At 57.9% G+C, this 13,976-nt stretch carries 13 protein-coding genes and 2 pseudogenes; 8 read left to right on the top strand and 7 right to left on the bottom strand.

The features are described 5' to 3' along the window. Positions 1–50 precede the first annotated feature (50 nt). On the bottom strand, positions 51–1,445 hold the full coding sequence (locus FEE99_RS03065; protein ID WP_041476649.1) for a NorM family multidrug efflux MATE transporter: 1,395 nt from the start codon (positions 1,443–1,445) through the stop codon (positions 51–53). Between the two features lie 159 nt (positions 1,446–1,604). On the opposite strand from FEE99_RS03065, the gene FEE99_RS03060 reads away from it, so the two are divergent. From FEE99_RS03060 to FEE99_RS03050, 3 genes are all read left to right on the top strand, one after another. Further along, the gene (locus tag FEE99_RS03060; RefSeq protein ID WP_041476650.1) at positions 1,605–2,525 is read left to right on the top strand and encodes a LysR substrate-binding domain-containing protein; all 921 of its coding nucleotides are present in this window, start codon (positions 1,605–1,607) and stop codon (positions 2,523–2,525) included. A 188-nt stretch (positions 2,526–2,713) separates the two neighbouring features. Further along, complete coding sequence (locus FEE99_RS03055; protein ID WP_016772578.1) at positions 2,714–4,690, top strand: methyl-accepting chemotaxis protein; 1,977 nt, start codon at positions 2,714–2,716, stop codon at positions 4,688–4,690. Between the two features lie 195 nt (positions 4,691–4,885). Continuing rightward, complete coding sequence (locus FEE99_RS03050; RefSeq protein ID WP_041476651.1) at positions 4,886–6,100, top strand: aldose 1-epimerase family protein; 1,215 nt, start codon at positions 4,886–4,888, stop codon at positions 6,098–6,100. On the opposite strand, the pseudogene FEE99_RS03045 reads toward FEE99_RS03050, so the two are convergent. Then, positions 6,097–6,960 (bottom strand): annotated as a pseudogene (locus FEE99_RS03045) (YifB family Mg chelatase-like AAA ATPase); the annotation flags it as partial. The gene FEE99_RS03050 and the pseudogene FEE99_RS03045 sit on opposite strands and share 4 nt — an antisense overlap. A gap of 331 nt (positions 6,961–7,291) precedes the next feature. Between FEE99_RS03045 and FEE99_RS03040 the strand changes: the two are divergent. From FEE99_RS03040 to FEE99_RS03030, 3 genes are all read left to right on the top strand, one after another. Further along, positions 7,292–7,744, top strand: coding sequence for a hypothetical protein (locus tag FEE99_RS03040; RefSeq protein ID WP_041476944.1), 453 nt, complete (start codon positions 7,292–7,294; stop codon positions 7,742–7,744). Positions 7,745–7,867: 123 nt separating this feature from the next. Beyond that, positions 7,868–8,377 (top strand): OB-fold protein, encoded by a 510-nt coding sequence (locus tag FEE99_RS03035; RefSeq protein WP_041476943.1) that lies wholly within the window; start codon positions 7,868–7,870, stop codon positions 8,375–8,377. Positions 8,378–8,564: 187 nt separating this feature from the next. After that, entirely contained in the window at positions 8,565–9,125 is a 561-nt protein-coding gene (locus FEE99_RS03030; RefSeq protein ID WP_041476940.1) for a recombinase family protein, read from the top strand. A gap of 162 nt (positions 9,126–9,287) precedes the next feature. Here the strand turns inward: FEE99_RS03030 and FEE99_RS03025 are convergent, their stop codons facing one another. The 4 genes and pseudogenes from FEE99_RS03025 to FEE99_RS03010 form a co-directional block, all read right to left on the bottom strand. Continuing rightward, positions 9,288–11,039 (bottom strand): recombinase family protein, encoded by a 1,752-nt coding sequence (locus tag FEE99_RS03025; protein WP_052392129.1) that lies wholly within the window; start codon positions 11,037–11,039, stop codon positions 9,288–9,290. Between the two features lie 48 nt (positions 11,040–11,087). Next, positions 11,088–11,729: pseudogene (locus FEE99_RS03020) on the bottom strand (magnesium chelatase domain-containing protein); the annotation flags it as partial. Positions 11,730–11,901: 172 nt separating this feature from the next. Further along, positions 11,902–12,072 (bottom strand): hypothetical protein, encoded by a 171-nt coding sequence (locus tag FEE99_RS03015; protein ID WP_167351291.1) that lies wholly within the window; start codon positions 12,070–12,072, stop codon positions 11,902–11,904. 34 nt (positions 12,073–12,106) lie between these two features. Further along, on the bottom strand, positions 12,107–12,328 hold the full coding sequence (locus FEE99_RS03010) for a hypothetical protein (RefSeq protein ID WP_237143799.1): 222 nt from the start codon (positions 12,326–12,328) through the stop codon (positions 12,107–12,109). 251 nt (positions 12,329–12,579) lie between these two features. On the opposite strand from FEE99_RS03010, the gene FEE99_RS03005 reads away from it, so the two are divergent. After that, on the top strand, positions 12,580–12,834 hold the full coding sequence (locus tag FEE99_RS03005; protein WP_311670880.1) for a helix-turn-helix transcriptional regulator: 255 nt from the start codon (positions 12,580–12,582) through the stop codon (positions 12,832–12,834). Positions 12,835–12,980: 146 nt separating this feature from the next. On the opposite strand, the gene FEE99_RS03000 is transcribed toward FEE99_RS03005, so the two are convergent. Further along, complete coding sequence (locus tag FEE99_RS03000) at positions 12,981–13,241, bottom strand: accessory factor UbiK family protein (RefSeq protein ID WP_008086041.1); 261 nt, start codon at positions 13,239–13,241, stop codon at positions 12,981–12,983. Between the two features lie 394 nt (positions 13,242–13,635). Here FEE99_RS03000 and glnK point away from each other — a divergent pair, with 394 nt between their 5' ends. Further along, complete coding sequence (glnK, locus tag FEE99_RS02995) at positions 13,636–13,974, top strand: P-II family nitrogen regulator (RefSeq protein WP_002555808.1); 339 nt, start codon at positions 13,636–13,638, stop codon at positions 13,972–13,974. Positions 13,975–13,976: the final 2 nt, after the last annotated feature.

Here is a 13,976-nt window from a genome sequence, read left to right as displayed (position 1 = left end):
GGCCTGGCACTCGTTCTTCGCGAGCAGGCTCGCTCCCACAAAGGAAACCCTCATTCGGCCTGGGGGATGTTGAAACCTTGAGCTTGCGGCTCGCGCCGAATCATCCGCTGCATCTTCCATTCGAACGCCAGCGTCAGGCTTACCGCTGCGCACGCTAGGCCCAACGCCAAACCCCACCAGACACCCGTCGGTCCCCAATTGAGATGGAACGCCATCCACCACGCCGCCGGTGCGCCAATCAGCCAATAGCAAGCCAGCCCCACGAGAAACGTAGTCTTGGCATCCTTGAGCCCGCGAATACAGCCCATGGCAATCGTCTGCGTGCCGTCGAACAGCTCGAACCACGCCGCTACTGCCAGCAGGCTCACCGCCAGACGGATCACCTCGGCAAACGCCGGGTCATTATGGTCCAGGAACAGGCCGACCAACTGGTTCGGCCACAGCCAGAACACCAGGGCGAAGCCGAGCATCACAACGGCGCCGAAAGCGATACCGACACGCCCGGACATCCGTGCATCGACCAGTTGCCCGGCGCCGTAGTGTTGGCCGACGCGCATGGTGATGGCATAGGACATCCCGGCCGGGACCATGAAGGCCACCGACACGATCTGCAGGGCGATCTGATGCGCACCCATTTGCGTACTGCCCATGGTGCCCATGCACAACGCGGCAAAGGCAAACAGCCCGACTTCCACCGCATAGGTGCCGCCAATCGGCAGGCCCAGGCGCCAGAGTTCTTTCAGGTATTGCCGGTTCGGCCGCGACAGACCGGCGCGCAACGGATAAGCGTCATAGGCCGGATGCCGGCGGATATGCCAGGCCAGCGCCAGTGCCATGCAGTTGGCGACAATCGCCGTGACCAGACCGATGCCGGTCAGACCCAACTGCGGCAGGCCGAACATGCCGGTGATCAGCGCGTAGTTGAGCAGGAAGTTGGCCACCGTGCCGGCGAGGCTGATGACCATCACTGGCGTCGCCCGGCCGATTGCACTGGTAAAGCCGCGCAGAGCCATGAAGCTCAGATAACCGGGCAGGGCGAAAGGCAGGGCGATGAGGAATTGCCCGGCGGCGTTGACGTTGGTTTCGGTCTGGCCGAACAGCAGCAACACCGGTTTGAGGTTCCACAACAGCAGCCCGGCGCCGAGGGCCATCAGCCAGGCCAGCCACAACCCGGCCTGTGTCAGGCGCGCGGCACCGACGATGTCGCCGGCACCCTGACGAATCGCCACCAGTGTGCCGACCGCTGCAATCACGCCGATGCAGAAAATCGACACGAACGAGTAGCTCGCCGCACCGAGGCCGCCACCGGCCAGCGCTTCGGGACTGAGGCGCGCCATCATCAGGGTGTCGGTGAGCACCATCAGCATGTGCGCCAACTGCGAAGCAATCAGCGGCCCCGCCAGCCGCAGAATGGCCCAGAGTTCGGTACGCACAGGATGCTGCATGGTCATCACCACCCAAATATCAGAGGAAGCAGAAGAGCGTCGATTCTCGGCGCTTGGCAGGCGTTGCACAAAGGGATAAAAAGGATGGGTGGCATGATTAATACTCATCCTGAATCGTCCTGCCGAATTGGCTATATCCGCGCTACTGGAGCTTTGTGTATGTCCCGACGCCTTCCGCCGTTGTATGCCCTGCGCGCATTCGAAGCGGCAGCGCGACACAGCTCGTTCACCCGCGCGGCGGAAGAACTGTCGATCACCCAGAGCGCGGTCAGTCGGCACATGCGTACTCTTGAAGAACACTTCGCCTGCCGGCTGTTTCATCGCAGCGGGCGCAACCTGCAACTGACCGAATCGGCGCGGCTGCTGTTACCCGGTATCCGCGAAGGCTTCGCCGCCCTCGAGCGCGCCTGCAATACCTTGCGCGCCGAGGACGACATCCTGCGCATGAAAGCGCCATCGACCCTGACCATGCGTTGGCTACTGGCGCGGTTGAGTCGCTTCCGCCATTTGCAGCCGGGCAATGAGGTGCAACTGACCAGCGCATGGATGGATATCGATTCGGTGGACTTCAACAATGAACCGTTCGATTGCGCGGTGTTGCTCAGTGACGGGCATTTCCCGCCGGACTGGGAAGCGAGCCTGCTGTTTCCCGAGGAATTAATCCCGGTCGGTGCGCCGAACCTGCTCAATGATCAACCTTGGGACGTAGCGCGTCTGGCGACCGCCGAACTGCTGCACCCGACCCCCGATCGCCGCGACTGGCGCAGTTGGCTGGAGCGCATGGGCCTGTCCGATCAGGTCTCGCTCAAGGGTGGGCAAGTGTTCGATACGCTGGAGCTGGGCATGATCGCGGCGGCGCGCGGCTACGGCGTTTCGATGGGTGATCTGTTGATGGTTGCCGAAGATGTTGCGCAGGGGCGCTTGAGCCTGCCGTGGCCAACGGCCGTCGCCAGTGGCCTGAGTTATTACCTGGTCTGGCCGAAACCGCGTCCGGGAGGTGAACGTTTGCGCCGCCTCAGCGATTTTCTCCAAGGCGAAGTCCGCGCCATGCAATTGCCGGCGGTAGAGCGCTTGAGCTGAAACGTTCGAGCCGGCACAATGCCACTACTGCGCCATACCCACGCAATCCGCTCAAGTATTCGGTTTTACCGCCGACTACGAGCATGTGGAACCGTCGTGCCGGTTTCGCGTTACACCCCACTATTAGAATATTTTCCGGGCAATTACCGCGATCAAGGAGGATTCGGTGGCTCGGCCAGGAGCTGTTCATGTCTCAACCTCGTGCTCGGATCGCCTCGCAGCTGGGCCTTGCCCTTGCTGTGATACTGGCGATAGTCATCAGCGGCAGTACGGTGTTCGCCTTGCGTTCGCTGGATTCCGCCAACCTCGCCACCCGTGAAGAGCATCTGGCCAGTGAGGCCCGGCTGCTGGCCGATCAACTGAGTACCTTCCACGGTACGCTGCGCGAAAGCACCCTGCGCCTGAGCGGTCTGTTCGAAAAGCGCTTCGGCAGTGGTTTGAGTGTGCACCCCGATCAGCCAGTGACCGTGGCCGGCGTGCAGACCCCGGGCCTGCACCTGGGCAACGAAGTGCTGAACAACAACTTCAAGGAAGTTGACGAGTTCAAGCAGATGACTGCCGGCGTGGCTACGGTATTCGTGCGCAGCGGTGAAGACTTCATTCGCGTCAGCACCAACGTCAGCAAGCAGGACGGCACCCGTGCCATCGGCACCGTGCTCGATCATGCCAACCCGGCCTACGCGAAGTTGATGGCGGGGCAGAGTTATGTCGGCCGCTCGCTGCTGTTCGAGCGCTACTACATGTCGCAGTACACACCGGTGCGCGATGCGGGCGGCAAGATCATCGCCGTGTTGTACGTAGGTTTCGATTACACCGACGCGCAGAACGCGCAGTTCGCCAATCTCAAGCGCTTTCGCATTGGCAAGACCGGCTCGCTGGCGCTCCTCGACGAGCAGAACAAATGGCTGGTGCCGATTGCCGGCGTCGAAAACCTGGATCAAGCCGCCCCGACCATCAACAACCTGGTGAAAACCCCGGGCAAGGGTGAGTTCTGGAGCGACAAGGGCGAGGACTTCTACAGCATCGCCGTGCCGTTCGAAGGTGGCCCGTGGTCGGTGGTGGCGAGCATGCCGAAAGCCGAGATCCGCGCGGTGACCTGGAGCGTCGGTACGCAACTGGCGATCGGCAGCCTGCTGGCGATGTTGCTCGCGGTCGGTTCCGTAGTCTGGCTGCTGCGCAGCAAACTCGCGCCGCTGGGCGATCTGGTGCGTCAGGCTGAGGCTTTGGGTGCTGGTGATCTGAGCGTGCGTCTGAACGTATCGAGCCACGATGAAATCGGGCAGCTGTCCCGCGCGTTCAACCAGATGAGCCAAGCGCTGTCGACCATGGTCGAGCACATCCGCCGCGCTTCGGAAGAGGTCAACAGCCGTGCGCAGGCGCTGTCCGGTTTGTCCGGTGGTGCTTACGAAGGCATGGAGCAGCAGTCGGGCGAAATCACCAGCATGGCCGGCGCCGTGGAAGAGTTCAGCGCGACGTCGTTGAACATCGCCGACAACATGGGCGCGACCCAGCGCCTGGCGCAGGAAAACGCTCAGCAAACGCAGATCGGCCGCAGCTCGATGGAAGAAGCGTCGTCGTCGCTGGAGCAGATCGCCGGTGCGCTGAACAGCACCGCCAGCGTGATCAATACGCTGGGGCAGCGTTCGCAGGAAATCGGCGGCATCGTCGGTGTGATCACCTCGATCGCCGAGCAGACCAACCTGCTGGCGCTCAACGCTGCCATCGAAGCCGCGCGTGCCGGTGAGCAGGGTCGCGGTTTTGCCGTGGTCGCGGACGAAGTGCGCAGCCTCGCCTCGCGCACCCGTCAGGCGACGGATGAAATCTCCAGCATGATCCACAGCATCCAACAGGAAACCGGTAATGCGATCAGCACCATGGAACAGGGCAATGTGCTGATGCAGGAAGGCCTGTCGCGCAACGCCAATGTCGCCTCGGCGCTGGCGCGGATCGACGAGCAGAGCCGTTCGGCAGGCCAGCAGTTCGCCGCGATCACCACCGCCACTCAGGAGCAGAGCAGCACTGCGACGTTGCTGAGCAGCAATTTGCAGAGCATCGCCTTGGCCAACAGCGAGCAGCGTGAGGTGGTGTCGAACCTGGCTGTCACCGCTAAAGAGTTGGAGAAGCTGGCGGCGGATCTGCGTTCCGAGGTTGACCGCTTCCGTTGATGCATCTTTGAAACAGCTATCGCGAGCAGGCTCGCTCCCACAGTAGTCGGCGTAATTCACAAATATTGTGAAGGCCCGATGTCCCTGTGGGAGCGAGCCTGCTTGCGAATGCTTTTCTCCCACCTCTTCTTTGCACTTGCTGAAACGTTTCCGCAGCGCTATAAAAATGGCACAACTCCAATAAAGGCTGCTGCCATGACCCCGCTCAAACTCCTCGTCGCCGTCGGCGCATTCTCTGCCGCTTCTCACGCCATGGCCTGGGACTATGTCCTGCTCGACGCCAACACTCCGGCAAAAAACCGGACGATCACCAGCGAGCAACTCGGTGTAAAAACCGCCAAACCGTTCTCCGTGACCCTGCGTACTCTGCATGGCGGTCGTCAGGAGGGCGTCAGCATCGTCGACATCGATAACGGCACGATGAAACTCTCGGTGGTGCCAACCCGTGGCATGAACGTGTTGCAGGCTTCGGTGGGCGACGTGCGCATGGGCTGGGATTCGCCGGTCAAGGACGTGGTCAACCCAGCGTTCATCGAACTCAACGGTCGCGGTGGCCTGGGCTGGCTGGAAGGCTTCAATGAGCTGGTCACCCGTTGCGGTTACGAGTGGGTTGGCCATCCCGGCATGGACAACGGCGAACTGCTGACCTTGCACGGTCGCGCCGCCAACATCCCGGCCAGCACCGTCACTTTGCACATCGACGAGAAGCCGCCGTATGCCATCACGCTGCGTGGCGAGCTGAAAGAGCAGGCATTCAAGAAAGTCGATTTCTCGGTAGCGACCGAACTGGTCACCGAACCGGGCAGCGCAAGCTTCGCCCTTAACGACACCCTGACCAACAACGGCGACTATGCGAAGGAATATCAGGCGCTGTATCACAGCAACTTCAGCACGCCGTTTCTTGAGCAAGGGGCAAAATTCGCTGCGCCGGTGAAGCAGGTGTCGCCGTTCAACGACAAGGCCAAGGGAGATCTGCCCGACTGGCAGACCTATCGCGGGCCAACCAAGGACTACGACGAAACTGTCTACAACGTCGTGCCGTATGCGGACGCCAAGGGTGACACCCTCACCGTGCTGCACAACAAGGCCGGTAGCCTCGGCGTATCCGTTGGCTTCAACACTCAGCAGTTGCCAGTTTTTTCGCTGTGGAAAAACACCGACACCCAAGGGCAGGGCTACGTCACCGGGCTGGAGCCGGGAACCAGTTTTTCCTACAACCGTCGCTATCAGCGGCCGTTGAATCTGGTGCCGACCATTGCGCCGAAAGAACATAAACAGTTCCAGATCAGCTACAGCCTGCTGGCCGACAAAGGGGCGGTGGACAAGGCCCTCAAGCGCGTGACTGAAATTCAGGCCGGGCGCGATACTGAAGTGCGCCAGGCACCGCTGGTTGATCTGACTGAGCATTAAGGTGTCGCCGGCCGGTATTGCAGTGCCTCGGCCAGATGCTCGCGGGTAATCGCATCGACCTGTTCAAGATCCGCCAGGGTGCGCGCGACCTTGAGCAGGCGATGCGCCGAGCGCAGCGACAGGATCAGTCGCTCGCAGGCCGCCTCCAGCCATTTCTCATCGGCTGTGGATAACTTGCAGTGATGCTTCAGCCCCGGCAGATCGAGAAACGCATTGGCACAGCCTTGGCGTCTCTGCTGACGTTCCCGCGCTTCGGCCACCAACGCAGCAGCGCTGGCGCTGTTTTCGCCGGGCTTGGCTGCCGGATTCAATGCGGTTGCCTCCCGCGCCACGGTCAGGTGCAGATCGATCCGATCCAGCAGCGGCCCTGACAGCTTGTTGCGATAGCGCTGGACCATGTCCGGTGTGCACGAGCATTTGCCGCTCGGTTCGCCAAGATATCCACAGGGACACGGATTCATCGCGGCAACCAATTGAAATCGCGCGGGGAAACGTACGCGATCCTTGGCCCGCGCGATGACGATATGCCCGGACTCCAACGGCTCGCGCAGCACTTCCAGAACCTTGCGATCAAACTCCGGCAACTCATCGAGAAACAGTACGCCATGGTGGGCGAGGGTGATTTCGCCGGGTTGCGGTTTCGAGCTGCCACCGACCAATGCCGGCCCTGAAGCCGAATGGTGTGGTTGGCGGAAGGGGCGTTGCGGCCAGTGAGTCAGAGGCACCCCGCTGGCGACCGATTGAATCGCTGCCACTTCCAGCGCCTCGCATTCGGATAGCGGCGGCAATAATCCTGGCAGACGACTGGCCAGCAGCGTCTTGCCGGTTCCCGGAGGCCCGCTGAACAACAGGTTGTGTAATGATACAAAACCTACAGAAAACCACTAAAAAACCATGCTATTTGGATGGTTATATTGGCTGTAGCATCATCGAACTCATGCTCGAAGCCACGGATTTCGTGGGCTCTGCTAAGTAGGATGCATGTCTCGATTCCAAAATCGGTTTTCCGCACTACTAATGCAAAATCGTGCCCGATTTCGTCTTGAGTGTGAAGACGCCTGAATGTACCCTACGCCACGTGTGGCTTGGCGTGGAGAGATTTGATTGTCTCGGATTGGCTGGGCGATAGCTTGACTAGTATAGGAGGGAGCCTCCTGTTCTATTTATCCATGATGTAGGAGGAGGTAGTCAGTGAGTGAGAGCAGTGAAGACAAGACCAAGAGGAAATACCTATCAGTACTCCGTGGTTACCAATGGAGCTATCAGCACTCTGTGTTCTATGACAATTCTGAGCTCAGCGTTGGGTTGCTGGATGACATGGTGGCCTTCAAGCAAACGCTACGTAGAAGGTGCCCAGATCAACCTTTCCTAGTCCGTATCCAGACGCACAAGAAAGGAGCAGCACCTCTTCAAGCCTACCTGACCATCTTCACTACCAAGAAAGTCGAGGACCTCCGAGAGATTGCTAACAAGTCATTCCCTGCGGATATGAATGTCATGGGGAAGAAGCTCTCAGCTGACAAGCTGGAGCATATCGCTGATGCCATCGAAAAGCAGAAGCCACACGATCTCTCTAAGGTCCTCGTTAAACCGGCCATCAATCGTTGGTCCGTGCTGAATAAGCAGCACCTCGTAGCGCTTTGAGCGAATCGGTGCCTTGTTGAAGTGGTGATGGCCGTAGGCCATTTTTGACTCGATCAGTCCTGACGTATCACCTAACATACGCTCCGACCCCGGCTTGGGGAGACAAGGGAGGTTGGAGAGGCTATGAAATTCTTGTTGAAATGGGCGTTCATCATCATCGGTGGCCTGATGGTGATTGGCATGATTAGCAACGCCATGAAAAGTCCAGAGGAGCGTGCTGCGGAGCAGGCTGTGAGAGAACAGCGTGAGGTAGAGCGCCAGCAGGCTGAGGCAGAACAGCGTCAAGCCGCAATTGAGGCTGAGAAGAAAGCTATCGCTGATATGCCCACTGTTACGGCACAAGCTCTTGCGTCCGCCTATGACGCCAACACTGTCGCTGCTGATGCAAGATTCAAGGGCAAACGATTCAAGGTGACTGGCACCGTAGCGGACATCAACACCGACTTCACAGGTGATCCGTATCTCACTCTGCGAGGAGGAGTAAACCAGTTCATGGAGCCTCAATTCGGGTTTGAGAAAGCAGATTCCGAGCAGCTCGCTGTCCTTCGTAAAGGCAGTAAGGTCACCCTGCTCTGCACTGGTCGTGGTGATGTGGCCAAGACTCCGATGTCGAAGGATTGCAGTCTGCTGTAACTCACCCCTTCCTACAGCAGGTGGGTTCTCCGCCTGCTGTAATGAATATCTACCTTGTGTTCATATAGGTACACCCTTGAGACCATAGCAAAGTGAATACGGATTCTGTATTCAATAGGGTTGATTGTTGAAAAGAACACGGGCACAATCTCGTCATCTAGACCCTAATGAGTACGGAGTGCAGGTGATGGCAGAGATTGGTTACGTGCGAGTGTCCTCGGTTGATCAGAACACAGCCCGTCAGTTGGACGGTGTTGCTCTGGAGGATGTATTCACTGATCAAGTCAGCGGTGCCACTACAGGTCGTCCACAGCTACAGGCTATGTTGAGGCATGTGCGAAAGGGCGACACTGTTCATGTGCATTCGATTGACCGCCTTGCTCGCTCTCTCGAGGACTTGCTGGCGCTGGTCAAAGACTTGATTGGTCGAGGTATTGCCATTCGGTTTCACAAGGAGCAACTGCACTTCACGGGTGAAGCAAATGCGATGCAAGAGCTGATGCTGTCTTTGTTGGGCAGCGTTGCTCAGTTCGAAAGAAGCATGATCAGAGAGCGTCAGCGTGAAGGCATCGCTAAAGCGAAGGAGGCAGGAGTCTACAAGGGTCGTGTGAAAACCATTGATGACGCAGCTATCCGCGAAGCTTTGGCCAAGGATGGAGCGTCGTTTCGTAAAGTTGCTGCTGAACTTGGGGTCAGCCTGAGTACTGTTCAGCGAGCAATGAAAGGCGTTCGCTCTGAGGGCTCCTGAAAGCCCGTTCAGCCGTTTCTATGACTTCCAGATCCTACCCCAAAGGGCGCAATGAAACACTCTAGCAATCGCCCTGCAGAGCCTTCTAGCCATGAAGTTATTTGTGGTTCCGCTTCGGCACTCTATGTTGACATGCCACACACGGGCTAAGCAGGTCTGGCGTCACTCAGGATTTCTCACCGGAATGACTTTCTTGAACTCGTCGGGTAGCCCCTTGAACCTGACTTTACTCAAGTCAATGTTTTGGAGTCTGGCCCTGATCTGTTCAATAGCGCCAGCAGGAAGACCATTTCTCCGAATCTCAAACCATTGAAGCCATGCGGCCCGTTCCGTAGGAGAGAGCTCACCTTGCAGGATTTGGAGGTCAAGGACACCTTCGTTTGCTGCGAGGATCACGATTCCCTCTAGATACTGCATGATCTGGAGCTGGAGGATGCCATCCTTGATAGCACTGTAGGACTGATGTTCCTTGGCTATCGACATGGTGACTACAATGGCGAGGCGCTTGAGGAGGCTGTTAGCTGCATGCCTCCCTTCGAACGAAACGAGGTCAAGCTTGGCAAAGAAGTCTTTCTTTGAGGTGACTTGATTGACCGCGAGCAGTTCCTGACATTTCTGCTCCTCCTTCTTGAGCTCCGCCAGCTCACCTTCAAGAGTTTGCACCAAGACGGCTAGGGCGCGGGAAGGAGCTTCGGACAAGAACCCAATGGCTTTGGTGAGCCGCTCATTCACTTCCTGAGTCTTGCCTTTCAAGGCGGCTAACTCTTTCGCCGTCTGACCTTCGCTCGCTTGAACAAGGCTCAAGCTATCGACCTTCGCAAGAACCTCACGGAGCGCCCGCTCTGCTCGTTCAACGCGAACATATCCGTTCTTGCATACACCCTTCCGAGCTGAGTGGCATTGGAGGTAGGTTGCCCCCTTTGGGGGGCGCCCCTTGTTGACAAGGTGCATTGCGTCACCGCAAGCCCCACATTTGGCGATGCCTTGGAATACATTGAATCGATCAGACTGATTGCCAGCCCTATGAACTCTGCGTTCTGCCCGAACTGCCTGCGCTTGGTAGAAGACAGACTCCTCAATCACTGGAGGGAAGAAACCTGTTACAGGCTCTCCATCAGGGACTCGTCTGCCGTCTACCATGTGAGTGGGTTGGTATTCCCCTAACAATGCTCGATTGTTGAGGAGTTTGGACACACTGCTGCTGCCCCATGCACCCGAATGGTTGCGGTTACGGCTTCCAAACACAGGTATGCCTCGTTCATTGAGAATACGTGGGATGGAACCTTGGCCATAGCCTTGAATGGCTAGCTCGAAGATCAGCCTCACCGTCTCGACTCGGTTGGTGATTGGTTGATAACGACCGTCTACAAGCTCTAGCCAATAGGGGCATGCCTTACCCAGTGGGGTCTTATCAGACCGAGCCAGTACCCTCTTGTTTGCCCATGCGGCTGAAACGCGGTCGCCTTTGATCGCGCTTTCGTTGTGAGCCCGAGACATGTGGACGATTGAGATTATCAAGTCCAGTTCGTTGAATTCTTCGGTATACAAGCGACCATCGGAGAGCGTGACGACCCGAATTCCACGGTTGAGTAGGTCCATGAAACGAGGGAGAGCAGTCGTAACCTTTTCCCGCGACAGTCTGTCCAGACTCTCCACCAGCAAGTAGGAACCACTCTCAATGGTGCCGTTCTCAACAAGGTCGAGGAACCTTCTTAGCTGGCCTTCATCATCAAGATTTCGACCACTGTAGGCGCTCCGGCCTTTGTCGAGAAACGTGTACTCTGTGGTTGTGGCTAGCTCAAGACCGTGCTCCTGACAGTATCTCACTGCTGCGTCTTTCTGACGGCGGTAGCTATCGCCCTTTGCCTGCTCGGGACTGCTGAAACGGATGTAGCTGTAGGCTTTTGCACTCATGGTCTGAAAGCTGTGGAGATGATGTTTTGTAACCTAACATAACTTGAACAAGTTGTGCGCCCCCGCTGCGGCAATCAGCAGTGCGCGTTTGGCGGCTGTCTGCCCCTGCACCTCGTTAAGGTCGGGATAGGGTTTGGCGGCATGCATCAAGCCATCTGATGTGTACGGCTCGACCGGTGTGTGCCCATTGAAATGCGCCACCGCTTCCAGCAAGTGATCGACTGCGAACACTTTCAGCCCCGAAGCCAGGCACGCCTCTTCCGCATTCGCTCGAGGCACCACCAACGCCCGCCCGGCCTTGCGCGCCGCCAGTGCCGCCGGCAGCACACCACGCACCGGCCGCACGGCACCTGACAGTGCCAACTCACCCAGACATTCCACCTCGTCCAGGGTCAGGCAGGGCACCTGCACACTCGCCGACAGAATCCCCAAGGCAATCGCCAGATCAAACCGCCCGCCATCCTTGGGCAGGTCCGCCGGCGCCAGATTCAAGGTGATCCGCCGCGCCGGAAATTGCAGTCCGGAATTGATGATCGCGCTGCGTACGCGATCCTTGCTCTCCTTCACCGCCGCTTCAGGCAGGCCGACCATGGTCAGCGACGGCAGACCGTTGGCCAGATGGACTTCAACGGTAACAGCGGGGGCTTCCACGCCAATCTGGGCGCGACTGTGGACAATGGAGAGGGACATGGTCGTTCCTTGAGCTGAATCGGGGAGCCGCTTCCTGCGGGTTTTTGAAGGGTAGTCTGGGGAGAGAGCGTTGGTCGGACAGTTTTAAGGGCGAACTTTCACTGGATGTTGCTGAAGGCACTAATCCTCAGACATAAAAAAACCGCCTGTCAGGCGGTCATTTTTGCGGTACTCAGGTTCCACCGCCGGCGAGCCAACCATCGGGCTCCATTTCCTTGCCATAGGTCGCGGCTACTTTCAGAAAATGCCGCTGGCTGGCTGAAACTCTGTCCGGCAAACCGAGTGTCTCGGTACCTGGTTTGGAAACCCGTGCCGGTTGGGTTTTCTGCTTCTTCTGCTTCATAAACACCTCACGTGCCGGGATGCTTGATTCGATCTTATTGGTCGTCCAATGGAAAGACAAGGCGACCGGTTGTATCAAAATAAAATCCCAGCGTTTGATAGTAAGGGATGGCGCCTGAGTCTGGCTCTTGTACTTCGATTTGCGTGCACCCCAGCTTCCGGGCGTAGAACTCTGTTGTCAGCAATGCCATTGGAGCGATCCAGCCCCGCAAGGTATTTGTCTTGCAGGTGTGTCCCTGCAAAAGGACGATTTTCATGCAGATCGTGCTTCTTCGCGGCGTTGCGTAGCACAGTCCGCACAGTTCTTCTTCGTACCAGAACGCTGCCCTAATATTTGTAGGACGCTGGCGAAAGGGGTGTGAAGGTCTTGTATCCGGGAGTCGGATGCTCCAGTTGGCCACTCAACGCAGCCTCTGGAGGCGAAAAAAATGGACCGCAGTGGTATGCGCCCGATTCATTCGGGCGAGGTTCTGAATAAGGATTCATAGAGCCGTTGGGCGTGACTGTCATGGATCTGGCCATGCCCACGAACTGGCCCGAAAGTGAGATCGAAAAGCTTGTGAAATGCCAGCTCAGGATCTGCGCCGATCTGGCAATCAGCCTCGCCATTCAGCTCAACACTACGCCTGAGTTCTGGATGAATTTTCAGTCGACTTACGATTTGCGCACAGCCCAGCTCCGGCATGCGGGCTCAAAGCGATTGCAGCATCCGCGAAGCCCATTTCCACCCTGGCCCCGCCCGGGTCACCCAACCCTCTGCTGAACATTCAGCATCAGATGAGCTTAGAAACCTGGGCTTTTTGGCGCAATCGGACGGCGGTCATTAAGGTTGTAGGACGTTGCGGGGATGGTTGAAGGGCTGAAGATCAAAAGATCGCAGCCTTCGGCAGCTCCTACAGGGGACGCGAATTATTCAGCGGGCGGTGTCAGCTTCGCTTCCATCTCGGCTACTTTGGCTTCGAGGCTTTCAAGTCGAGCGCGAGTACGCGCCAACACAACCATCTGGCTATCAAACTCTTCTCGGCTGACCAGGTCGAGTTTGCTGAAGGCACTTTGCAGCAGCATTTTGAACTGGCTTTCGATTTCGGCTTTCGGCAGCGGGGTGTCGCCGTTGAAGAGGCGGGAGGCGGTGCCGCTCAGGGCGTCGAGGAAGTCTTTGGGCGCGAGCATGGGAAATGTCCTGGAAACAATGGCCGGCAGTGTATCACGCAGTGTCTATAGTCAATCCCGTTGCACGGATGCACGCTTTTCGCGCAGGGGGACGGATGGTGGCGCACCGTTGTTGTGCGTATCGGCAAAAGCTTTTCTGCTCGAGCGCGTGCAACAGGGGCCAAGCGATTGAAATGCAGGGTTTTTGCCGAGCTGGCAAGGTTTCTGCTTAGTCACCCTCGACCCATGCACTGATGCAGTCGCTGTGACGAATGCAGTGCGGCAGACGAAGCGGGGAGTTTCGTCTGATGCGGTTAGCTGGCGTCAACGATGCGTTACAAAGCCAGGCACTGCGCTTAGACTTGAGACGGGTTTGTTTTCCTGGGGCAAGTCCACCAATTCGGGAGAGAGTTTCATGAAGCTAGTCACTGCCATCATCAAGCCGTTCAAGTTGGACGACGTGCGCGAGTCGCTGTCCGAAATCGGCGTGCAGGGCATTACCGTCACTGAAGTCAAAGGCTTCGGCCGGCAGAAGGGTCACACCGAGCTGTATCGCGGCGCGGAATATGTGGTCGATTTTCTGCCCAAGGTGAAAATCGACGTGGCCATCGACGACAAGGATCTGGATCGGGTTATCGAGGCGATAACCAAAGCGGCCAACACCGGCAAGATCGGCGACGGCAAGATCTTCGTGGTCAATCTGGAACAGGCGATCCGCATCCGTACCGGCGAAACCGATACCGACGCGATCTAAGC

Origin of the sequence: Pseudomonas sp. ef1, assembly GCF_007293365.2 — a bacterium.
Taxonomy (GTDB): domain Bacteria; phylum Pseudomonadota; class Gammaproteobacteria; order Pseudomonadales; family Pseudomonadaceae; genus Aquipseudomonas; species Aquipseudomonas siliginis.
This window is presented reverse-complemented; position numbering and strand designations above follow the sequence as displayed.